Origin of the sequence: Tistrella sp. (genome assembly GCF_002684955.1) — a bacterium.
In the GTDB taxonomy this organism is placed as follows: Bacteria; Pseudomonadota; Alphaproteobacteria; order Tistrellales; family Tistrellaceae; genus Tistrella; species Tistrella mobilis.
This window is the reverse complement of record NZ_NYWI01000004.1, coordinates 1-20,764: the sequence shown is the minus strand read 5'-3', so window position 1 is coordinate 20,764 and position 20,764 is coordinate 1. Positions and strand designations below refer to the sequence as shown.

Below are 20,764 nucleotides of genomic sequence, written 5' to 3'. Positions count from 1 at the left end.
GCCGGCCAATGTCTCGTACCTTCTTCCAACGCCAGCTGATGGCGGTTCTCGCCGCCATCAGCTTGATTCAGCTGCACGCCGGCGAGGCGATTGCGCAGACCCAGGCCCAAAGGATGTCGGACGCCGCGGCCGCGGCGAAGATCTTCGGCGAATCGCAGAAGCTGGAGAACCTGGACAGCCTGTTCAAGATCGACCAGGGCACCGGCGACATCACATTCAATCCGGGCCAGCGAGAGAGCAAGTTCGGCATTGGCGAGCTGTTCCCAGGCGCGACCGTGGACAGTTCGGCCGACCTCCAGTCGCTCTACGGTAACGACGCGGCGCTCACCCGTGCCGGCGAGGCCGCACAGAAGCGGCTGGAGACGGAGCCTTCTGTGTCGGGTGAAGCCTATCGGATGATCACCGATTCGAAGGCCAGGATGCGGCCGGACCTGCGGAACGATCCGATCTTCTGGCAGGTCGACGAGCTGAACGCAGATCCGGGCCGGCTCTCGACCGTGTTTGGCGCCTGCAAGACCCAGCATTCCTATCGGGATTCCGCGCGCCAGGTGCATATGCCGGATTACCGGACCTGCGAGCGGGTGAAAGACGTCAGCGGGTCGGCCGTGCTCCGCCATGACTATTCCGCCGGCGTTGTTCGGCATGTCGACGGGCCGATGAACCTGGCGAGCTGCGGCGACGGCTGCATGGAGCTGTGGATCGGCCGGGTTGGCGACAACTACTGGTCCGGCAGCTGCGCTGTGTTCGAGCAGGAGACCGTCGTCGAGGTGATCAACCCGGACGCCGTGCTGTCGGCGACGCTCGATTACGTGAAATATGACGACTACATGCAGGTCTGGCTGGGCGAGGACAAGATCTGGAGCGGACCGCACGGCGATGCGTTCCCGCCGGAGACGGCTGGCAGCTGCGAGCTGGGGACGAGCTGGCAGCAGAACCCGGGCCTCGATGTCAGCACGCACTTCAAGACCAGCCAGGTTCTGTCGTTCAAGATCCGTGTGTCGGTGACGGGCGGCGGCGAGGGCTATGGGCGCATCCGGATTCTCTATGACCCCCAGCGGGCCGTGCTGCGCGACGAGTGGTATCCGCCGAGTGCAGTGACGGCGGCCCGCGCTGCCGGCGACGGCTTCTGCGCGGCCACCACAACCTGCACCAGGATGCCGGACCTGGTTGACTACGGCCCCGATGCCGATGGCGATGGGCAGCCCGACGGCCCTGTCTGTGCGGAGATCGCGGGCGTGCGTGTCTGCGAGTACCAGTTGTCGATATCGCCGGCGCCTGGCCTGTCGGCCATGTGCATGGAAGCCAGCGTCGAGTCGAGCTGTGGCTTCTGGCGCGGGCCGATGGAATGCTGGACCGACCCGCAGGGCGTCGAACACTGCCCGGTGATCGACGGGGAGCCGGTCAGCAGCTGTGCTGAACTGGAGGCGAATCCGAGCTGCGGCATCATCTCCAGCGAGTGCGTATCTGGTGCGGAGGGCGCCTCGGGCACCTGCTATGTCCAGACCGAGACCTGGGATTGTGGGTACGAGCGCGAGATCCCGACGATCGAGACCGAGACGGGATACTCGTGCGCCGGCAGCATGGTGATGTGCGGCGACAAGCCCTGCGTCACGACGACCTATGAGCAGTCGCCGGCGTTCGAAGAAGCCGCCGCTGCGCTCTATGCCGCACGCTTCATGGCTATGGATGGCCAGTGCACGCCGTCAGACGGCCTGAACAACGTGACCTGCGACATCTTCAACGGCGACCCGCTCGAATGCAAGAAGGCGGTCGGCGGCGTTGTGGACTGCTGCGTCAGGCCAGATGGGGTGAGCATCGCGGACTATCTGACCATGCTGTTTCAGATGGGGAAGCTCGCGAACGCGACCGGTGTGCTGGACGCTTCGGAGGGCATCCGCGGTGCATGGGAGACGCTGACCAAGCCGATCGACACCGCCTGGACCGAGCTGCAGAAGCCCTTCGTGCAGGCCTGGCAGAGCGTCACTGGTGGCACGGAAGCAGCTGCATCGGAGGCGGCCAGTAAGGGTATTCTTACGACGGTTCAGCAGGAGTTGATGAAGGAAACGGCCAAATTCATAGCGCAAGCGTTCGGTGATGCGGCGGCGAACTCCCTGTTTTCGGTTGTTGGGAGAGATGGTGTTACATCGGCGTTTGAGAACGGCAACCTTGCTGGTGGCGAGATTCAACTGGGCGGCGGCGAGGCATTCGTTGGAACAGCGCTTTCCTGGGTGATGACGGCCTATACGATTTACACGGTCACGATGCTTCTGATTCAGATCATCTGGGCATGTGAGCAATCCGAATTCGAGCTGGGAGCCAAGCGTCAGCTGAAGAGCTGCCACTATGTCGGCAGCTACTGCAAAACGAAAGTTCTGGGCCAGTGCATCGAGAAGCGGGAAGCGCACTGCTGCTTCGCGTCGCCGCTATCGCGGATCATCCAGGAGCAGATCCGCCCGCAGCTGGGGATGTCGTGGGGCACCGGCGAAAACCCTCAGTGCGGTGGCATTCCTGCCGAGCGCCTTGAAGAGGTCGACTGGTCGAAGGTCGATCTGTCTGAATGGATGGGGATTCTGTCCGAGACGGGGCACCTGCCCACAGCGGATGCGATGACCGCTGATCGGTTGACGGGATCTGGCTCGTACCTGTCGACAGGGGATCGGTTGAACACGCTCGATCGGTTGCAGGAGCGCTGGACTGAGATGGACGCGGATGCCGTTAGACGCCAGATTGAAAGTGAGCTGAGGTGAAAGATAAAGGGGCGCCAAGTGGCGCCCCTCCTTGCGTCATTGATGTTTAACGAATAGTAGGGTTGATCCATTATGAAGAATGATCGGATATTTCAAATAAACCATCCGTCCTGAGTCTTCCATATATGCCAAGGTCTGGCTAGGAAAGTAAATATAAATCCATTCTGGTAGACGTGACGAAAAGTCGCGCAAAATTTCGTAGTCAGGGAATTTTGCCATTCCATCTATGCCCCACCTGTCAGGGACATAGCTATAATCAGGAAAGCCGGAGGTAGAAAGGATCCCAGGAGGTGTTTGCTCGGTGGATGGAGGCGACATTATCGCCAGGTCTTTTGGGGGGGCGATGTTCAGTTGATAACCGCAGCGCTTTGCACCATCACAGATGGGCGACGAGAACTTATAATCCACACGATATCCTGCCTTCGTTTTGCCCGTCCGTTCGACCTCACGCTCAACGACAACACTAGGTGCGAATCTACTGACGGACTCAGAGATATCCGCCGTCTCGATCGCCTCGACGATCGCCTCGACAGCGTCTGTTGCAGTGGTCGCCTTCTCAGGTGGCACCCATGCGATCAGCACGGGCCAGGTCGGTGCTTTTGGTCCGCTTGCACCTGCCAGAAAGCCTAATGCACCGCTTGTGAGCGATGTGAAACCCGCCGCAGGGGAGAGTGCACCGACAACGCCGCCGACAATACTGCTGTCGAAGATGCCGGTGGAGGGGATGTTGGTGCCCTCGGGGAGCGACACGTCTCGAATACCCTGGATGCCGGCCGCCCGCGCTATCCGGTAAGCGCGACTGTCACTGGGCAGTCCCTCGTAGCCGCTCCGGGGGCCGCTTGAGGCGCAGGCCTGCAGGATGAGCGCAAGGGCGGCTGTAACGGCGAATGACGTCTTCTTCAAGGCGCTGGCTCCCTAGTGGTGGTGTCCCAGCATACAACATTGGTGCGGTCGAACGAGGGGCCTACGAGGGGCTTCCAGAGCGTCGTCGCAAGCGGCATCGTTCTACTCAATCAGTGCGATTCGTGACGGTATCGTCGATCAGTTTCGCTAACCAGAGCGCGTCGATGCCGGCCATTTCAGCTTTGCCGATGCTAATCTCGGCAATGGCCACCAAACAGCCATCCGGTCCCAGGCCGTGGACGACGTACCGGACCGGAAGATTGGCGATGTAGACTGTCTCAAGCATAAAAGAGGTTCCGTTAGCGGTGGAACGATCGAGTTCTGCGCTTCTTTCTTCTGCGCCGCCGCCGTCGAGGGTGATATGTGGAACCATCTACCATACCGACAAAGGCAAAGGCCGTGACGAAGCCTGCGAATATGGCGATGATGGGGATTATTGGAATGGTGTCCGCCAAGAGCATCGCCCCTTGGTTTTGGTGGCGTCGCGGTCGTGGGGTACTTTTGCTGGAAGAGCAGGTGCCGCACGTGACATGAAGGGCGGCTTGCTGGGCCGCCCTTCTTCTATTCTGCGCCTACTCAGCCGCCTGTACTTCGTCGGCCTCGGTATCATCGTCGGGGACGGCATCCGAGGTGTCGTCAGTGGCGTCGCCGAGTTCACTTTCCACTGCCCGCGCCTGGTCTTCCTTGTCTGCCCGTTTGGCCGCTTCCAGAGCGCGGGTCCGGAGGTTGCCGGTATAGAGCATGAGCTGAAAGACAGTGTCGCGGATGCGGTCGATCGCGGCGTTACGCTCACCCGTCTGGATGGCTCCGAGGAGCCAGAGCGCGTCGATCTGAGTGACGAGATCATCCGTGGCTTTGGCGATGTTGATCACCCGCCGGCTGAGAGGCGTCGTAATCGGGATCTGAACCGTCACTGCATCAGCGACGGTGACAGCCGTGAGATCGACACCGGCCTCGTCAGCCACGGCCTGAATCCGGTCGCGTTCTGTCTGGATGTCGGCTTCGATCGTGCTGATGTGATCAGCACAGATCGCGAGGAGCTTCTCGCGAGCTTCGTCCGTGCCGATGAACGAGGCGACGGCGTCCAGAAAATACAAGTTGGCATCGATGGACGCGAGGATGGGGCGGCGGCCGCGGCTCTGCGCCTGCGACAGGATGGTGTCAGATCGGAATGTGACGTCGATGAGCAGCTGCGAGCGGGGACGAATCTGGCGGGGGCGTCTCTGTGGTGCGCGGGCCATGGGTTGTTCCTCATGAGGTGGAGTGGATCCACCCTCATGGTAGCGATGCTCGGCGGCGCAAACTTCCGCTCGTATTGCTGATCGGCGAAGGGTCCAGCAGGTTTTTGGGGCGTTTTGCCCTAAAAAATGGTGGATGACAGAGTGGGGGGCTTGTGATATCCGATGAGGTATTGATGCGGTGCTGCTTTAGCGCTGCTCCTCTCCTGCCTTAGCGGAGAGCTTGTGTGTCAGTGCCCTGCGCAGCGGGGCTGTGATGTGTCGACCAAGGCGTCAGCCTTGATGAGCGCCCGCAAGGGCGATGGTGTTTTGTAGAGGCTTAGGCCTTAGTACAGGGCTCAAGTTCGCTTGGCCTTGGCACCGAAGACGCAGAGACCGGCCCCGCAGAGAGTGGTGGCCGATTGGCTGCTGTGTCCCCAGAAAAATCTGTCGTTGGTCCGCGACCTGTTGATTCGTAATCAGCGGGAATCGCCGTTGTTGCACGTGAGAAATCGCCGCCCGCAAGGCTGCGCGTGCTCATTTCGTGTGCTCAAAGAGAGGAGGTGCGGCGTGAAATTTCACGACGCGTTTACGCATGACGTCAGCGCTGACAAGGCCTTGGCCGCACTGCGCGCTCATGACTATGAGACAAGGATCGACAACATGGAGATCCAGGCTTTTGTGGAAGGGGTTTGGGTCACCGTCGCAGAGATCGATGAGGATGGCCTCGTCGATCCGCTGGTGGTCGTCGAGTTCCTTGATTACTAGGAATTTCTAGGAGGAGACGATGGCGAAGCATATCAGACCGGAGTTCCCGGTCTGTACGATAAGGGCACAGGTCTATGTGCCTGGCCAGAGCGTGCCGGTAGACGAGTTCGTCTATCGGACGCACATCGACAATGAGCGCCGGGATGCCGGCCGGAAGATTGCGGAGGCGTTCGCCCGCGGCTATGGCGTTGTCGCCTGGCCGCTGTTGGGCGAGCAGTGAAACAGGAGAGAATACAATGAACCGAGTGTCTCTGGTTGGTCGCGTCGGACGTGACCCTGAATACCGCATGACCCAGAACGGGAAGGAAGTCCTGAACTTCTCCGTCGCGACGGAGGAGCGGTGGAAAGACGGTGACGAATGGCGGAAGGCCACCACGTGGCATCGTGTGGTGGTTTTTAACGAGTATGTTATCAACAACGTCAGGAGTGCGCTGGTTAAGGGCTGCCTCGTTGCGGTCGAGGGGGCCGTCCAGTACCGCTCGTACGAGAACAAGGACGGTCATACCGTGAACATCACGGAAATCGTGGTGTCGCGTGGAGGACATGTCCTCCCGGTTACCCCGGGTTCGCGCACTGAGGCTGGGGAAGATCTGGACGACGAATCTGATGCGCGACCGGTCTCCCGCGCGTCCTCCCGTGAGCAGATGCAGCCCAGGCAGCCCGCGCCGCAGCCCGCAGCACAGAATCGTGCTCAGGCGGGGCGTGTTCCTGGCCGCGCTGGGCGGCTTCCCGGGAGCTTCAACCAGGCTCCTCGTGGTGGGCGGCCGGGTCGGCAGGCCGTTGCTGACACTTTTGACGACGGTCCTTTTTGAGGTAGCCGTCGTCATATAACTGACGACCGGCTTAAACGTAAATGTTCCCTTGGGGCATGCATGCCCCAATGGGGTGGCATGCCCCTTCTGGAGGTGTGCCATGAACGAGAATTTCACGGATCCTGATCCGCAGGAGAACAAGAAGTGTCCTGATCCTGATCCGCAGGAACTTGAAAAATACGGGTTTGATATTGACAAGTGGCGCCTTCTCAAGCGCCAGGTATTTCCCAGCGCTACTGATCCAGAGGTAGTGCTCTTCGCTTTGGCGAGGTGCAAGAACGAGCAGCTGAATCCGTTCACGAAACCTTTTGCCATCATTCCGATATACGACAAGAGTCTAAAACGGTATGTGGATATTCTGTGTGACACGATCGGCTATTACCGCATCCGTGCCCACCGCACAGGTGTCTATGTGGGGAAATCGGAGGCCCAGTTCGGGCCGATTGTGGATCTCGGCAATGAGAAGGAACCAATCCGAGGGCCCGAATGGGCAATGGTGACGGTCCGTCGTTCGGTTGGTAGTGTGGTCGGTGAGTGGAGTGAAAAGCTCTATCTCGCTGAAACAAGAGCTAAGAATAAGATGTGGAGAGAGCGGCCGCATTTCATGCTCGCCAAATGTGCAGAAGCGAGTGCGTTACGGGCGGCGTTTCCCGAACTTGATCTTCGGTACATCGAAGAAGAAATGATGGGTCAAAACCTGGCTGGCAGTGCCACTTTTGAACCAAGTCCGAAGTTGTCGGCATTCGTCGATAGAGTGATTTCCCGGTGCTCAGGTACCGGGAATTGGGAAGGTGGTAAACAGATCCTCCATGACCGTCTCGAAGACGACCAGCTGGCCTGGGCAATGGAGCAGCTGCGTGCAGCATCGATGACCCTTGAGCACGTGGCCGCCTGACAGGGGGCCTTCGATGATAATCGTAGATGTGAGGCAAGGCTCCCTGGACTGGCTCGAATGGCGCAGACAGGGGATCAGCGCCTCAGAGGTCGGCGCGGCCATGGGGCTGTCGGCTTACAAGAGCCGCTGGCAGCTATGGGCCGAATTGACCGGAAAGACTGAACCAGAGGATCTTTCGCAGATCCCTCATGTACGAGAAGGGATGCGGCGAGAGAAGCTGGCACGTGCTTGGTATTCAGAGGAATACCAGACCCTTCTTGTCCCGACCTGCGCTGAGTGCGCAAGCTTCCGGCCGTTGCGAGCATCTTTTGATGGTCTCGACGATACCGGGGCACCGGTGGAGATCAAGTGCCCGACTGAAGCTGTTTGGGCAGAAGTTGAAGCACTGGGCTCTGACAGCGAGCTGTTCCAGCGGACGTACCCGCAGGTGCAGGCCCAAATCGCCATTGCACGTAAGCCGGCCCGGCTCCTCGTCTGGATGGACGAGAAGCGGTGGAGGGTCTTCGACGTTCAGCCGAATCGCGATTTCCTTCTTCGATTGAAGAAAGACGTTGTTGATTTTGTTGATCATGTGAAGCGCCTTGTGCCGCCGGATCTTGATCCGTCGTTGGACTACTACCGTCCAGAAGCGGATGTGACAGGACGCTGGGCGCGGTTGGCTTCGGCCCTTAAGAAGGTCGTCGCTGAACGTGTTGAAATTGAAAAGGAGCTGCAGGAAATCGGAAAGCGGGAAGAAGACCTTCTCGCTGAAATGGTGAAAGCAATGTCGCCCCACGCTGTGGGACGGGGATCTGGCGTCGAAATCCGCCGGACTCTGCGGCAGGGCCGGATTGATTACAAAAAAGTCGTCGCTGAACATCTACCGAACCTATCTAAAGAGGTTCTTGAGACCTACAGGCAGCCGTCTTCGTTGTCGATGAGTGCAAAGCTGATCGATGATGATGCGACGGTATCAGCGCGGAGTGTGGATGGATGGATGTGATGGACATCTCGTTCGACCACATCGGCAAGTGGGTCGCAATGGCGATCGTGTGCGGCTTTGCCGCTATCATTTGCCTGGAGGTCTGTGCGGTCGTCTGGGTCGTGGCAACAGCGTTGTTGCGGCTTGCCAGAACCTTGGGCGTGCCGCGTGGGTGGTTGCCGATAAAGAAAGACAAAGAAACCGATCTAACGGTGAAGTGTCAGTCCCCGTCGAGCCATGCGATTGCTCCAGCACCCGCATGGGATGATTGTACTGATGCACCGACCCTGCCCACACGTGCATCAAACGGTGGGGAGGTAAGGATGTTAGTGGAAGGCCGCTCAGGTACCCACTTCGTCGCACCGTTCTGATCTGACGCATTCGATCAAGACTTGAACCCAATCGGGGGATCGCTCCCGATTGGGAGGTGATCCCCCTCTTCGCGAGGAAATCACCATGAAAATGACCTATAGGGAGGCCTTTGGGGCCGCGTTTCCGGAGGATGAACTTCGTTTTGAACCCTCTGAGGGGTACGACGAATTCGTTCCTCGTGGGAGCCAGGACTTTGTGTTCAATGTGGATTTGACGCGTGACCTGGTGATGGTCTTGCTGTCAGGCAGCTCAGATGGCCTCTTTATTTTTGGGCCAACCGGCTGTGGAAAATCCTCCCATATCCGGGAAGTGTTCGCCCGCCTCAAAATGCCGATGATCGGCATGACGTGCACAGAAGCCACTACTTCTGCCGATTTTATCGGCAGTTGGGTGCTGGTTGGAGACGATGGAATGAGGTGGTTGGATGGCCCCCTCACCATTGCGGTTCGCGAAGGGCTTCCGCTGGTCCTCGACGAAATGGACCAGATGAGACCCGAAGAACTAGTCATTTTAAACGGCATACTCGACGGGTCGCCGCTCGTCATTCCGCAGCTCGGCGGCGAGGTAATCGCCATCCACCCGCGGTTCCGTTTGATCGCAACAGGAAATAGCAATGGAACCTGGGACGGTTCCAATGCCTATGTTGGGGTCAAACGCCAGAACATGGCGTTCATGGATCGGATGATAGTTGCGCGAGCAGCTTACATGGATCCTGAAGTTGAGAGGATGCTCCTTGAGAAGGCTTTTCTCGGGACTACGATAACCAGTGATATCATCAAGAAGGCGATCGAACTGGCTAATGATATCCGCGCCCAGTTCCTTGCCGGTAGGATCGGCATGACGTTTTCCACCCGATCTCTCAAAAGGTGGATGCGTCTTACAATTGCCTATCATCGCCAAGACCATCCATTGCGTATGGCGCTGCTGAAGGCGCTGGTAAACCGGGCTGAACCGGTGGATCAAGAAGTGATCTTCCGTGCAGCCGCAGCACTCTTCGGCAATGCATTCGGCAGTGGCGACACGCTTTCTTGATCTGCGCCGGACACGTACTTTTCGTGCGCGATCTCTGAGCAAATGATGTGTCCCGAACGGGTAAGTTGCCCGTGAGGGGCGGCTTACCCCTTAATGAGGGTTAAGCATGAAGACCAAGGTGAACAAGAAAGCGGCACAGTTCGACGAACTGAGCAAAAAACTTCACGACCTCAGCATCGTGATGCTGCAGGTCAGAAAGTGGTCAGGGGCGAAGCGTTTGCGCCCGGAAGACTTTCCGGATCAGGATAATCTTCCGCCCATGGAGGCCATTTCGTTAGGGTCGAAGAGGCTCATTGCAAATGAGCACCTGGCGCCCTTCACGCGCCTGCGACAGCAGGCGATCACGGCCTGCCACGAAGTCGGCGTGAAATTCTGGGGAGGATCGGTCTTCGCCGTTCCGAACCGGAAAATGGCCACCTTGAAACGTCAACTGGATCGGATATCAGAGGAATTTGCGGCGGAAAAGCGCAAGTTCCTCATGTCCTATGATGAAAGGTTCGAGCGCTGGGTGACGGGGTTCCCTGACTTTGAAGGTGTACTCCGTGATAGTAAAGTTACGAAGGAGTACATTGATAATGCAATGTCATGTTCGTTCGCGGTGTGCCACATCACACCGTCGAAAGACCCTGGCGAAGTTCACAAAACGTTAGCGGGTTTGACCGGAGAGCTTCTTGGCGACATCGCGGATGTCGCTACGAAACTTTTCGAAAGTTTCCCAACGACCAGATCTATCAACCAGCGCCAGATCCGCGTCTTGAAGCGGCTTGCTGATAAAGTGGCGGGCTTGGAGTTTCTCGACAGCGGGATCTATCCGGTGCGGGCGATGATTGAGGAGTTCGTGGGGTCCGTCCCGACGGACACCGCCCTCGATCCTGGTCAGACGGGTCGGTACCTGGCCCTGTTGCAGACGCTCGCCTCTCCGGAGGCGGTGCAGAAGATAATGTCTGCAGCTCACGACGAAGGGAGGCCGCAGGAGGATGTTGATCAACATCCTCCGTCTACGACCGCCGGCACGACCGTTGGGCAGGGCAACCTGTTCTCGATGCCGTTCTGAGTGCTGACAAACGTGGCCCGGAGGGGAGTTCTGCCCCTCTTGGGCAGTAACTCCCCCTTGGCTATGAGGGGGATGTGATGTCCAAAGAAGCTGGTGTGCTCAGTCAATCTCTGCCAGTGGTGGCCGCGATTATTGGGCAGAAAATAGACGTACCTGTCGCTGTCCACGGCGACAAGGCCTACACGGACGGGACACGGGTGGTGATCCCGTGTTTCCAACCAGAGGAAGCGGACATGAGAGATGACGCATACGCGTTCATCTTCCATGAGGCAAGTCACATACGCTGGACGGACTTCAGCGTACCAATGAATCAGGACCTGGCAGGTCGACTGACCAACATATTTGAGGATGCCAGGTGCGAATGCTTGGTGATCTCGCACTATGCCGGGGCCGAGCGGCTGCTGGGGAACCTGTCTCGGCGGGTGCTCACGAAACCCCGGCCCACCAAGCGAGCGGAGGAAGCTCTGCTACTGCTGGCATTGTCTGGGGCTCGCTCGAACATTCCCGGTCAAGCCTTTTTCGGCCAGCTGGCGGAAGAAGCGCTTACCCACTTCGCAATGCTTTCGAGCGCTGCGCGGCAGGTGTTTGATCTGATTCAACAGCGTGTTCCGCTGCTCAGTTCAACGTCGGATGCGCGTGCGTTGGCCGAGGAGGTGATTAGTCTGGCTAAACTGAATAGTCCGACTAATCCGAAGAACGATCCCGGCTCTGATGATCATCAGGGGCGGCCAAGCGAAGAGGCAGGCCCTGGTGATGATGATCAGGGTCAGCTTAAGGAAGGCACCGGCTCGGTTGGCGACAACCAGGCTCAAGCCCAACAGGGGGAGGGGGCCGGGCCCGACAATGGTATTGAGACGGATGTGGGGGTGGCAGCCGCGAAGAGGCTGCATGCCGCTGCGAGGGCTCAGCCAGACGAAGAGCGCCCGGTGGCGTTGCCAAGCGCTGTTGCACCGGCGAACAATGGGAATGGTCAAGGCCGGTTACGGCGAGTGGTGCCGACAGCGAGGCTGATGGCAGCTCAATTCGAGTGTCTTGCGCAAGCGGAAGCTCGTGTCGAGATTCGACATCGCTCGACGGGTCGGACTCTGGATCCGCGGCGTCTGTACCGGGTGGCGTTGGGGGATCCCAATGTCTTTCGTGATGTTCGCCGTGCGGAGACCATCTCCGCAGCGTTCCACATACTTGTGGACAAGTCCCAGAGTATGAGGTGCTGCATTTCTGATGCGTTGGATGCCGCCTTGGCCGTCTCATTGGCGGTTCAGGGGCGTCGAGGCATCAGTCTGGAGGCGTCGGCGTTCCCAGGTCCATCGAAGACGGAGGTGTACACCCTGGGTGAGGGTCAGGTAGTTCCTGGCGCACTCGATGGCCTCCGGGCTGATGGGACGACCCCGATGGCCGAGGCCATGCATTACGCGGCTTCACGGCTCGCGATGGCGCCCGGCCTCCGAAAGGTCATGATTGTGGTGGCCGACGGCGGCCCTGACAATTTCGCGTCGGCGACGCGGATTGCACAGCAGATCGGCAAATCAGGCTACTTGATCATCGGCATTGCCATTGGCGAAGTGGCCCACGCTGCATTGTCGAGATTCACGCATTCGTGCGTGAAAATCGAGAATGTGAATGAACTCGCTGCCGCTCTTTCGGGGGTGGTGAAACACAGCGTCTACGGTCGACGCTGAACCGACGATCCCTTGCGGGGCTCTGCTCCGTAAGAGGGGGGCTCCGCTTCTGCAAAAGTGGGCCCATATGATAAGAAGATCCCACGCGCACAGGGCGCTTCGGCACCTGAGGCGCTACTGGGCGAAGCGTGGAGCAGACGATTTGAACAAGATCGCGCTCTTCTGTGTTACCGGCGGTTTGGCAGGGTTGGTCATACAGCCGGATAAGGTACATTGGACAACGTCGGTCAGTCTGATCGCCGCCGGTCTTATCTGCTGGGCCCTGGGGGTCGCCAGCTGGGAGGACAAAGAATGAGGATGAAGAAGGGCCGCAAGGCCTACATGGCCCAGTCTTTTGCCACCCTTCTGCAGGGGGCGGCTGTGGTCTTCGTGATCGGCGGTATCGCCGATATCGTCCAAGGGGCGCCTGGCTGGATGCCCTTGGCAAAGGTCGCCGGTGGCATCGCCGCCTATCTGGCACTGCTGGCAGCGAAGGTGCTCGTGTTCGACTGGGAGGAGCGGGTGCTTCGGCATCAGCACCGGTCGTAACGCAGATCACAGGTTAAGGAGTTCCCAGGTGGGGAGAGATGCCCCCACCGGGCGGTCTCTCCCCTTATTTCGAGGAGAGACTGATGGATGCCTTCACCGGCCGGTTTGGCCAGGAAGACGCGCGGTTGCGGCGCGAAGGGCGTTGCTTCGTCGTTGTGGACGACGGCGCTAAGTTTGTCGCGACGATGGTGGACTGTGATGATCAGCTGCCATCGGCCGGCATTTGTATCCTCGCTGACAGCGAGGAGGGTGCGATCGCGGCTTATGCGGCCGCCATGCGTCAGAGGGAGGCCCGTGACAACGGGTTCCCACACTGGCGGCTGGCCGCCGCAATGGACGTGAGGGAACTTGCTCATTACGAGCGGGTCCAGAACGAGGTGCAGGCACAGCCCATGCCAGTTGCCCCGCCAATCGAGGGTGATGCTTGGCAAGTCTTCGCCTTCGTTGCCGCGGTCCGGGCGGAATCGCTGCGTATGCGCGTGCATCTCGATGCTACCGCATACCAGCCGGATGCCATTGCGAATGCGCTGGCATCTGGCCGGTCGCCGCGAGCCTATATTGAAACATGGTTGGCCCGGTACCGTCGTCGCAAGCTTCACATTCTTCCTCGGTGGAGGAGGGGATGATGTGGCGGGCTGCAATGGTCTATACCGACGCGGCTTATGACGAGGCCGGCAGATTATGCGGCTGGGCTGCGTGGTCGCGGTCCGATGGGAAGGATTTCCGCAAAAGCGGCATCGTTCTCAATATCGACCGGAGCACAACGGCCGAGGCAATTGCTCTCAGCCGCGGACTCCAGTTTGCCGCACAAAGAACCGGTCTTGCGAACAGTCACGTGCTGTTCGGCGTCTCAGATTGTTTCCGCGCGGTATCGATCGCCAATGGACAATGGCGGTCGATACTCGCTGAAGAGGACGAACTGTCTGAAACAGTCCTGACACTCCGACGCAGAGGCATCGTTGTGCGGTGCTTCCACGTGAAGGGGCATAGCGGTCAGACGCTGGGCGAGCAGGTCAACAAATGGTGTGACCTGACGGCCAAGGCGGCCATGACCCAGGCACGTGTGGCAGCGGTGCTCTAACCAGCATCGCTGCATCTCAGTAATCATTCCCCGCCGGGGCCTTCCCGGTAGGGGCGGGCGTCCGGCTTAGGAGGCCCGATGATGACCAATGACCAGATTTCGCTCGAGTTTGATGCTGTCGGCTTCATGCCGCGGTATCCGCTTTTATCCGCATCGTGCGAGCGCGTGGCGAAGCCACCGACGACAACCACTCGATCCGCGGCCGCTGGCCGTTCGACCTGGACGGAGTCCGAGATCCGCCAGCTTTGCTGGCTGATCCTCGAAGAAAGCCTGGTCAAGCTGACCAGCGGACGAAACCGGGCAGTTCGGGACGAGGAGATGGAGTGGATCCTCTCCGATGACTCGGAAGGCTTTGCCTTCCGAACCTGTGCCGAAGCCTGCGGCATGGACCCTGACGAACTCAGGGTCGCCATCTTGCGCGTTCTCAACGATTAGGAGGCGACGATGACAAATTCGACATCACCAACACGTCGCCGGCGTCCTCTCGACGCTGAGACAGTGTGGGCGGCGGCCGAAGGTCGCTGGCTCGGGATCTTCAAGGCGCTCGCGCCTGAAGAACTCGGTCTGGCGATTGACCACCTTGGGCGGCACGTCCCGTGTCCCGTTCATGGTGGGACCGATGGCTTCAGGCTGTTTGACGACGCCGCGAAGACCGGCGGCGGGGTGTGCAACAGCTGCGGGGTCAAACCCCGTGGCTGGGTGCTTCTCCAATGGCTCAAAGGCTGGGGATATGCCGACGTGATCGCACAGGTTGGTAGTGTGCTTGGCATGTGCGATGCCGGGCCTGCACCAGCTCCTACGATCCCGCTGGTCGCTCCTCCGACCAAGTTCACGCCGGAGAAGGTCCGGCAGGTCAGGAATGATCTCAACAAAGTCTGGAGGGAGGCGGTGCCTCTCTCCCATCCGCGGGCGGCGCCCGCTGTAGAGTATCTGCGTCTTCGGGGCATACAGCCCGACCGCAGTCTGCTCGAGAACAGCTACCTTCGGTATCATCCCCGTCTCCCGCTCTTTCGGGAACGCGAGAACGGGGCGGGTACCGCATACAGCGGTTCCTGGGGGGCTGTCCTCAACATGGTAGTGGACGTCACCGGTCGCCCGGTGACGCTGAACCGTACGTGGCTGGGCCCTGATGCCCGGCGCCTCATGCTGAATGGGGTGAAAGTCAAACGGAGGATGATGGCATACGACCAGACATCGGTCGATGCCAGTGGGTCTGCGACGCGGCTTGATCCGCCAGGCCCAATCCTCTCCGTGGGAGAGGCCCTGGAGGAAGCGATGGCCATCCGACAGGCCGTGCGTACCCCATCATGGGGGGCGACCGGTTGGGCAACTCTGCGTGCGATGCAGTTCCCACCCGAAGTGCGGGTGGTGCATATCTTCGCAAACCGCGACCCAAGCGGTATCGGCCAGGAAAGCGGCAGTGCCCTGGCAGTGCGCTGCCAGGAGGAAGGCCGTGAGGCCTATGTCCACATCCCGCCAATCGAAGCGGGTGAGAAAGCGGACTGGAACGACGTGCTCAAGAAGTTTGGTGCTGCGGCTTTTCCCATCATTCGGGAGATGTCATGGCTTCCCAACCGCGAGCCGGTGAATCTCGCAGCGTATGCGCTCTGATCAGCGGATGCGATACACTGACGGGGAGCGGGATCCATGGTGGATTCCGCTCCCACCTCTCTCGGATCGCATGTCTCATCAAACAACACCTGAAGAGGCTCTTGCTGGCCTCGATCTCGATAGGTCGACCCTGCTGCAGATTCCCGTGCCACCGGCTTGGGTGCTTGGCACCGTACCGCCGGGTGGGGATCTCCGGTGCCTCGGCCTGTCCGATGTTACCGGTGATGACCGATGGTTGCCGATCGTGGCTGCCCACCATCGCCAGATAGTGGGCGTGTGGTGGGATGAGCGTCGTCAGCTCTATTGGGCTGGAGCGTTCCATGGCACGAGCCGGATCTCATGGTGGCTTGAGAGGTGCGTTGGCCTTGAGGGGCTCTTGCAGTGGTTCAGACGACACTGCAACGAATAATCTAAAATTGTATTGAAAAACGTGCTGTCCTGGCTTGTGTCGCCATAAGAACAAAACACGAACAAAATGCTGGGCTGTGGAACCGCAAAACCTCGGCTAACGCGACCACATCTATAGATGCAGAAGAAGCCAGTGGTATAGATGCACATGTGCCGATATCTATAGAAGCACGAGGGCTATAGCTGGACGTTTATGGCTGATGCGGAGTCGCTTATGCCCGCCCCCCAGCCAGTAGATGCGCGCGGTCTCGCGCTTCTATAAGTAGAATATAGATGCATGAGGTGTAGATGGACTTCGAAAGGTGGTTGGACGAGGTGGCGACCGAGCGCGCACGCCTGAACCGTGATGTGAAAGCGCTGGTGGATGGCCACTGGCAGACACTGCTGCAGGTGAATGCGGCGGCGCGGGAAGCCCGCCAAAAATGGCGGTACCAGCCCCGAATGGTACTGAACCGTTCTGGGGCCTTTTCCGTTGTCTGGGAGGAGCCGCATTTTGGGCCCCATCCAGAGCAGCCGCTAAGATCGGCTGTGGTGGCCAAGTCGTATGTGCGGCGCCCCAAAACCGGGATGACCAGTGCGCAATTCCCGAAAGCCGGCGAAGGCGAGTGGCCGGCAATAGCGGCGCTGGAGGCGGCTCTAGAGATCCACGTGGAGCGTCGGGAGGCGCTGGCAGTCATTTCGCGGAACGTGATTGGCGCGACGCGCAAATGGCGGGCGCTGGAGGGTCGTCGAGAATGAAGAGCGTGGCCGCCCGTCATCGTGGTGCCTGATCGCTCATCGTGGCGCTTGGAGGCTCAGAGCAGCGCCGCAGGCGTCAGCCGCTCTGGCCTGCTTCTGGGCAGACATGCCCGGCAACGCCTGCGGGGTTCACATGGGCGTCTGAACGTTGGTGCTGATCCGATGTCCTGTCGACCGCGCGATGGTGATTGGCGAGTGGCGCAATGGAAGGAGGCCGGTTCTTGCGTCGACGGAGGTGATCCGCCCGTGGACCGGTCTCGGCATGTTGGCCAATGGTCAAACTGGGAGCCCCGCTGCTGGCGTGGTTCCGGCCATGCCGCGACGCACGAATCGACGGCTATATCGATGAGCCCGCCCGATCGGCCAGCAGTGGTGGAACAGGCGCCCGGAAGCTACCGAGCGATTGCGGGGGGCGTTGAAATCGTGCGCCGTCGGGGTATGAGGAGACATCCCGATCTGGAGCCGCCCAGTGCTCAGCAGGAGGAGTGGGCGGAGACGCCTGATTTGGATCACATTCGGGTGAGGAGTATTCTGTCTGAGTGTCTCCAGCGGTAGGAGGGCGTGCCATGATGTTTTGGTCGACCTGGACCATGATGCGTCAGATCGCATCCATGGATCGCTGGAATGGGTGTGATGTGGCTGTCGATCTCACGACAGCGCAGCCGTTGACCCGACGGCACCACGCGTCATGGCGCCTGAATGTCGATGGTAGTGCGGAGGCGGGTCCCTGGTGGGAGCATCTCGGGGACCTGGTAGTGGAGACGCCGGACACGACCGCGGTGGTCGCGTTGGTCGTGGACAGCTTCAGGACTGGAGCACCCGACCGATGGGTGGACCGGCTCATAGGACGTGTCCATGACCTGAGGCGGAGTGACGCATGGCGCGGAACCCGTGCTGTGGCGTCTTACGCCTGGCTCGTCGAGCGGTCGACAGAGCGCGTGGTCTTGGTTCCCATCGAAGCAGCGAGGCTGTGACCCGGACCAGCGTTCCGCAGAAATCGAAGCGAGAATAAAGACTGGCTCGGGTCTGGCTTGGGCTTGGCTCGGCAATGGTTTAGGAGTGGTGCAAGCCGGTTCAGGTGGTCGGTCGTCGCCCGAGCCCCTGACGTTTAGCAATGGTGGCGCGGCGACGACTGTATTGCCGTGCTGTCAGCGCTTGTCGTTTCGACAGCTTCCACTTTCGCTTATATTCTTTCGCTGTCATCCCGTGAGCAGAGATGAGGTGGCGGCCGAGAGTCCGGAACGGCCGTCCACACTCCAGGCAAATGATGAAATTTTCAGAAATTGGTGCGGATGGCACATCGACATGTGCGTAATGTGAGGCTTTATTATTATGAACGGAGCCGTCTCGCGCATTGCCTACGATCTCACCGATTTCCCTGATGAGATCTGGAAGACGGTGCCCATCAATGGGATGTGACTCTAATATCTGACAAAGTATGTCAACCGTATGCTTGCGAATGTGGCGAGAAGCGTCAGACATCCGTGCCTCCTTGAGTCGTGTTTTTGGATGGAACGGAATTCAACACTGGACGTCAATGATTTTACGAATAGATCAACTTCTAGATATTCGTCCGCGAGGATACCGAGGGGCTGCGGCAGCGTCACAACAAGCCGTGGATTGATTAATATTCTATTAATTCAGTAATGAGGAGAATGTCATTGGTCGATCTTGCTCAGAGATATTCAACGAAGTGCGAGTACAATTATGATGTCTCATGAGAGATTGAATTGTAACTATGAGATTTCAGATCTCTATGCGGATGATGCTGGCTTGGGGTACTGACGGTTTTTGGCGTCCACAACTTTTGATAAAGAGGCACTCGTCTTACGGTCGCAGATGAAACAGTTTCCCGTTATGATGTCACTGGCCCTATGAGTACGGTGTGCAGATGGGGTGGGACGTGTTCCTTTCATTTGATGCGTTGGTCCGGCGGTTTCCTGAGACGGTCGATTTTGATCCTGCAGTTCTGTTTCCGGAGCTTGGTCCGATCTGCATTCCGCATTTTCAGCCCGCGCACTTATCGACAGGGATCGGCCCTGCGGAAGCGTCGGGTCAGTGTGCCGGGCCTGACGCTCCGAAAGGTGGCGGACGGGCGCGGCGATTTCCTGCGCCAGGCCTCCCACCTGCTGACAGCCAAGGCGGGCGTGATCGGTCTAGAGGAGTTGAGCGTGAAGGCCATGCACCAGTACCGCCCACTGGCGAAGTCTGTTAGTGACGCGGGCATGGCAGAGCTGGTCCGGCAGGGCAGCTACAAGACGCTTTGGTGGGGTCGGACCTTCGTACAGATCGACCGTTGGAAGCGCAGCACCTGCAACGGCCGCGGAGCGCTCCATGACGGCGACAGGGCCACGGCCAGGGTCATTCGGCTGCACGAAAAGGCATTCCGGAACCGGCCTCTGTCACCAGGCGAAAGCCTGGGGAGAGTGGGCCTCCGCGCCGCAGGCCTTGCCTCCAGCCCTTATGGCTGCTGAGTGAAGGAATCGTGCCGTCTTATCCCACGGGCACGGTGACCCGCACCCGCAGCCCCTGCGGGGTGTTGTCGGCCAGGTCCAGGCTGCCGCGATGGGCCTGGACGATTTCGGCGACGATGGCGAGGCCCAGGCCGAAGCCGGTGCCGCCGTCCTGGCGGGCGGTGTCGAGCTTGAAGAAGGGATCGAGCACCCGGGCGCGCTGGTCCTCCGGGATGCCGGGGCCGTTATCCGCCACTTCGATCACGAAAACCCGGTCGCCGGCGGTGAGGGTGAGGTCGGTCCGGCTGGCGAAACGGGTGGCGTTTTCGCAGAGATTGGCCACCGCCCTGCCAAGCGCCAGCGGCCGGCAGCGGGCGACCAGGCGGTTGGGGCCGTGGAAGCGGATGTCGTGGCCGATATCGGCGAAATCGCTGCAGATGGTCTGGAGCGTGCTGGCGACATCGGTGCGCTCCACCGCCTCGCGGGCATGGTCGTCGCGCAGATAGGCCAGGCTTTCATCCAGCAGCGCCTCCAGCCGCCGGACATCGCCGAGCAAAGCGGCGCGCAGATCCGGGTCGGCGACGCGGTCGGCGCGCAGGCGGATGCGGGTCAAGGGCGTGCGCAGATCGTGGCTGATGCCGCGCAGCATGCGGGTGCGGCTCTCGACCATGGTCACGATCCGCCGACGCATGCGGTTCAGCGCCCGGGCCAGCGTGACGATCTCGGTGCTGCCGCGTTCCTCGAAAATCTCGGCCTCGCCAGACAGATCCGCTTCGGCCGCGGCGGTGGCGATGCGCCGCAGCGGCCGGGTGATCACCCGGCCCGAGAACACCGCGAACAGCAGGCACAGAATGACCAGGGCCAGAAGATAATTCGGCAGAGGCCCCGTCACCTCGCGCAGTTGCATCTGCGGCGAGGCGAAATCCGCGATCAGCAGCGTGCGGTCGTCGACCTCCACCGCCATCACCCGCCGGCCGTCGAGAAAGGTCCGCCAGCCGCCCACCGGCGCCAGGACGTCGTCCGGCACCAGCAGGCGGGCGCCGAGGCGATCGAGCATTCCGTCATCGGGCGCACCGGCCGCAAGATCTGCGGCACGCGCGCGCGCCGCCAGATCGAGCCGCCATCCCGCCCGCCCGGCCATCTCCAGCACCGCCGCCCGCCCCTCCGGCGGCGCATGCCCGACCAGATCGGCCAGGGTCCGCACCCGCTCGACGGCCTGCTTCAGGTCGGGCCGCACAGCGGACTGGCCGACCCAGCGATCCAGAGCCGGTTCCAGCGTGTCAAAAAGGAACAACCCGGCCAGAACGACGGCGATGATCTGAACCTGAAGGGTGGGCCGGGGGATGGTGAGGCGCTTCATCTCGGCTCCGGGGGTGGATGGTGGAGGCGGCGCGGCCATCTTCGCATGGCGCGGGCCGCAGCTGCGTCTGGCGGTGCGGGAGCTGTCCTCATGAAAACCGACGACCGCCTTCGCACGCAGCTTCATCGCGCGTGCATGAAGGGAA

At 60.2% G+C, this 20,764-nt stretch carries 22 protein-coding genes; 17 read left to right on the top strand and 5 right to left on the bottom strand.

What is annotated here, in order from left to right; translation table 11 throughout:
• Positions 1 to 8 precede the first annotated feature (8 nt).
• Positions 9 to 2,747 carry a conjugal transfer mating pair stabilization protein TraN gene (gene traN / locus CMO28_RS00955; RefSeq protein ID WP_296708253.1) on the top strand — a complete coding sequence of 913 codons (2,739 nt, stop codon included), beginning with the start codon at positions 9 to 11 and terminating at the stop codon, positions 2,745 to 2,747.
• Between the two features lie 36 nt (positions 2,748 to 2,783).
• Here the strand turns inward: traN and CMO28_RS00950 are convergent, their stop codons facing one another.
• From CMO28_RS00950 to CMO28_RS00940, 3 genes are all read right to left on the bottom strand, one after another.
• A complete protein-coding gene (locus tag CMO28_RS00950; RefSeq protein ID WP_296708250.1) occupies positions 2,784 to 3,650 on the bottom strand; it encodes a hypothetical protein in 867 nt (288 codons plus the stop codon).
• A gap of 106 nt (positions 3,651 to 3,756) precedes the next feature.
• Positions 3,757 to 4,023, bottom strand: coding sequence for a hypothetical protein (locus CMO28_RS00945; protein WP_296708247.1), 267 nt, complete (start codon positions 4,021 to 4,023; stop codon positions 3,757 to 3,759).
• Between the two features lie 199 nt (positions 4,024 to 4,222).
• Positions 4,223 to 4,891 (bottom strand): hypothetical protein, encoded by a 669-nt coding sequence (locus CMO28_RS00940; RefSeq protein WP_296708246.1) that lies wholly within the window; start codon positions 4,889 to 4,891, stop codon positions 4,223 to 4,225.
• A gap of 390 nt (positions 4,892 to 5,281) precedes the next feature.
• On the opposite strand from CMO28_RS00940, the gene CMO28_RS00935 reads away from it, so the two are divergent.
• The 15 genes from CMO28_RS00935 to CMO28_RS00865 all read left to right on the top strand — a co-directional run bounded on the left by CMO28_RS00935 (position 5,282) and on the right by CMO28_RS00865 (position 16,806).
• On the top strand, positions 5,282 to 5,635 hold the full coding sequence (locus CMO28_RS00935; protein WP_296708243.1) for a hypothetical protein: 354 nt from the start codon (positions 5,282 to 5,284) through the stop codon (positions 5,633 to 5,635).
• Between the two features lie 19 nt (positions 5,636 to 5,654).
• Positions 5,655 to 5,855 carry a hypothetical protein gene (locus tag CMO28_RS00930; RefSeq protein WP_296708241.1) on the top strand — a complete coding sequence of 67 codons (201 nt, stop codon included), beginning with the start codon at positions 5,655 to 5,657 and terminating at the stop codon, positions 5,853 to 5,855.
• A gap of 16 nt (positions 5,856 to 5,871) precedes the next feature.
• Complete coding sequence (locus CMO28_RS00925) at positions 5,872 to 6,447, top strand: single-stranded DNA-binding protein (RefSeq protein WP_296708239.1); 576 nt, start codon at positions 5,872 to 5,874, stop codon at positions 6,445 to 6,447.
• A 100-nt stretch (positions 6,448 to 6,547) separates the two neighbouring features.
• The gene (locus CMO28_RS00920) at positions 6,548 to 7,342 is read left to right on the top strand and encodes a recombinase RecT (protein ID WP_296708237.1); all 795 of its coding nucleotides are present in this window, start codon (positions 6,548 to 6,550) and stop codon (positions 7,340 to 7,342) included.
• Positions 7,343 to 7,355: 13 nt separating this feature from the next.
• The gene (locus CMO28_RS00915) at positions 7,356 to 8,324 is read left to right on the top strand and encodes a lambda-exonuclease family protein (RefSeq protein WP_296708235.1); all 969 of its coding nucleotides are present in this window, start codon (positions 7,356 to 7,358) and stop codon (positions 8,322 to 8,324) included.
• The gene (locus tag CMO28_RS00910; RefSeq protein ID WP_296708233.1) at positions 8,315 to 8,674 is read left to right on the top strand and encodes a hypothetical protein; all 360 of its coding nucleotides are present in this window, start codon (positions 8,315 to 8,317) and stop codon (positions 8,672 to 8,674) included. The genes CMO28_RS00915 and CMO28_RS00910 overlap by 10 nt, the downstream gene beginning before the upstream one ends.
• 85 nt (positions 8,675 to 8,759) lie before the next feature.
• Positions 8,760 to 9,707 carry an AAA family ATPase gene (locus tag CMO28_RS00905; RefSeq protein ID WP_296708232.1) on the top strand — a complete coding sequence of 316 codons (948 nt, stop codon included), beginning with the start codon at positions 8,760 to 8,762 and terminating at the stop codon, positions 9,705 to 9,707.
• Between the two features lie 106 nt (positions 9,708 to 9,813).
• The gene (locus CMO28_RS00900) at positions 9,814 to 10,761 is read left to right on the top strand and encodes a DUF3150 domain-containing protein (RefSeq protein WP_296708231.1); all 948 of its coding nucleotides are present in this window, start codon (positions 9,814 to 9,816) and stop codon (positions 10,759 to 10,761) included.
• 77 nt (positions 10,762 to 10,838) lie between these two features.
• On the top strand, positions 10,839 to 12,440 hold the full coding sequence (locus CMO28_RS00895) for a VWA domain-containing protein (RefSeq protein WP_296708229.1): 1,602 nt from the start codon (positions 10,839 to 10,841) through the stop codon (positions 12,438 to 12,440).
• Positions 12,441 to 12,731: 291 nt separating this feature from the next.
• Positions 12,732 to 12,968, top strand: a complete 237-nt coding sequence (locus CMO28_RS00890) for a hypothetical protein (protein ID WP_296708227.1) — start codon at positions 12,732 to 12,734, stop codon at positions 12,966 to 12,968.
• 83 nt (positions 12,969 to 13,051) lie between these two features.
• The gene (locus CMO28_RS00885; RefSeq protein ID WP_296708225.1) at positions 13,052 to 13,594 is read left to right on the top strand and encodes a hypothetical protein; all 543 of its coding nucleotides are present in this window, start codon (positions 13,052 to 13,054) and stop codon (positions 13,592 to 13,594) included.
• A gap of 14 nt (positions 13,595 to 13,608) precedes the next feature.
• Positions 13,609 to 14,049, top strand: a complete 441-nt coding sequence (locus tag CMO28_RS00880; protein ID WP_296708223.1) for an RNase H family protein — start codon at positions 13,609 to 13,611, stop codon at positions 14,047 to 14,049.
• 78 nt (positions 14,050 to 14,127) lie between these two features.
• Positions 14,128 to 14,484, top strand: coding sequence for a hypothetical protein (locus CMO28_RS00875; RefSeq protein ID WP_296708220.1), 357 nt, complete (start codon positions 14,128 to 14,130; stop codon positions 14,482 to 14,484).
• A gap of 9 nt (positions 14,485 to 14,493) precedes the next feature.
• Positions 14,494 to 15,660, top strand: a complete 1,167-nt coding sequence (locus CMO28_RS00870) for a primase-helicase zinc-binding domain-containing protein (protein WP_296708217.1) — start codon at positions 14,494 to 14,496, stop codon at positions 15,658 to 15,660.
• A 696-nt stretch (positions 15,661 to 16,356) separates the two neighbouring features.
• Positions 16,357 to 16,806, top strand: coding sequence for a hypothetical protein (locus tag CMO28_RS00865; RefSeq protein ID WP_296708211.1), 450 nt, complete (start codon positions 16,357 to 16,359; stop codon positions 16,804 to 16,806).
• A 1,074-nt stretch (positions 16,807 to 17,880) separates the two neighbouring features.
• On the opposite strand, the gene CMO28_RS29830 is transcribed toward CMO28_RS00865, so the two are convergent.
• Positions 17,881 to 18,288, bottom strand: coding sequence for a MucR family transcriptional regulator (locus tag CMO28_RS29830; RefSeq protein WP_416370954.1), 408 nt, complete (start codon positions 18,286 to 18,288; stop codon positions 17,881 to 17,883).
• A gap of 473 nt (positions 18,289 to 18,761) precedes the next feature.
• On the opposite strand from CMO28_RS29830, the gene CMO28_RS00860 reads away from it, so the two are divergent.
• The gene (locus tag CMO28_RS00860; protein WP_296708210.1) at positions 18,762 to 19,280 is read left to right on the top strand and encodes a hypothetical protein; all 519 of its coding nucleotides are present in this window, start codon (positions 18,762 to 18,764) and stop codon (positions 19,278 to 19,280) included.
• 19 nt (positions 19,281 to 19,299) lie between these two features.
• Here the strand turns inward: CMO28_RS00860 and CMO28_RS00855 are convergent, their stop codons facing one another.
• On the bottom strand, positions 19,300 to 20,619 hold the full coding sequence (locus tag CMO28_RS00855; RefSeq protein WP_296708208.1) for an ATP-binding protein: 1,320 nt from the start codon (positions 20,617 to 20,619) through the stop codon (positions 19,300 to 19,302).
• Positions 20,620 to 20,764 lie beyond the last annotated feature (145 nt).

Coding starts and splice junctions, on each gene's coding strand:
- CMO28_RS00915 (WP_296708235.1), top strand. CDS start 7,356: ATGATAATCGTAGATGTGAGGCAAGGCTCCCTGGACTGGCTCGAATGG.
- CMO28_RS00865 (WP_296708211.1), top strand. CDS start 16,357: ATGGACTTCGAAAGGTGGTTGGACGAGGTGGCGACCGAGCGCGCACGC.
- CMO28_RS00885 (WP_296708225.1), top strand. CDS start 13,052: ATGGATGCCTTCACCGGCCGGTTTGGCCAGGAAGACGCGCGGTTGCGG.
- CMO28_RS00945 (WP_296708247.1), bottom strand. CDS start 4,023: ATGGTTCCACATATCACCCTCGACGGCGGCGGCGCAGAAGAAAGAAGC.
- CMO28_RS00930 (WP_296708241.1), top strand. CDS start 5,655: ATGGCGAAGCATATCAGACCGGAGTTCCCGGTCTGTACGATAAGGGCA.
- CMO28_RS00940 (WP_296708246.1), bottom strand. CDS start 4,891: ATGGCCCGCGCACCACAGAGACGCCCCCGCCAGATTCGTCCCCGCTCG.
- CMO28_RS00900 (WP_296708231.1), top strand. CDS start 9,814: ATGAAGACCAAGGTGAACAAGAAAGCGGCACAGTTCGACGAACTGAGC.
- CMO28_RS00925 (WP_296708239.1), top strand. CDS start 5,872: ATGAACCGAGTGTCTCTGGTTGGTCGCGTCGGACGTGACCCTGAATAC.
- CMO28_RS00890 (WP_296708227.1), top strand. CDS start 12,732: ATGAGGATGAAGAAGGGCCGCAAGGCCTACATGGCCCAGTCTTTTGCC.
- CMO28_RS00880 (WP_296708223.1), top strand. CDS start 13,609: ATGGTCTATACCGACGCGGCTTATGACGAGGCCGGCAGATTATGCGGC.
- traN (WP_296708253.1), top strand. CDS start 9: ATGTCTCGTACCTTCTTCCAACGCCAGCTGATGGCGGTTCTCGCCGCC.
- CMO28_RS29830 (WP_416370954.1), bottom strand. CDS start 18,288: ATGTCTGACGCTTCTCGCCACATTCGCAAGCATACGGTTGACATACTT.
- CMO28_RS00895 (WP_296708229.1), top strand. CDS start 10,839: ATGTCCAAAGAAGCTGGTGTGCTCAGTCAATCTCTGCCAGTGGTGGCC.
- CMO28_RS00905 (WP_296708232.1), top strand. CDS start 8,760: ATGAAAATGACCTATAGGGAGGCCTTTGGGGCCGCGTTTCCGGAGGAT.
- CMO28_RS00875 (WP_296708220.1), top strand. CDS start 14,128: ATGATGACCAATGACCAGATTTCGCTCGAGTTTGATGCTGTCGGCTTC.
- CMO28_RS00910 (WP_296708233.1), top strand. CDS start 8,315: ATGGATGTGATGGACATCTCGTTCGACCACATCGGCAAGTGGGTCGCA.
- CMO28_RS00855 (WP_296708208.1), bottom strand. CDS start 20,619: ATGAAGCGCCTCACCATCCCCCGGCCCACCCTTCAGGTTCAGATCATC.
- CMO28_RS00920 (WP_296708237.1), top strand. CDS start 6,548: ATGAACGAGAATTTCACGGATCCTGATCCGCAGGAGAACAAGAAGTGT.
- CMO28_RS00870 (WP_296708217.1), top strand. CDS start 14,494: ATGACAAATTCGACATCACCAACACGTCGCCGGCGTCCTCTCGACGCT.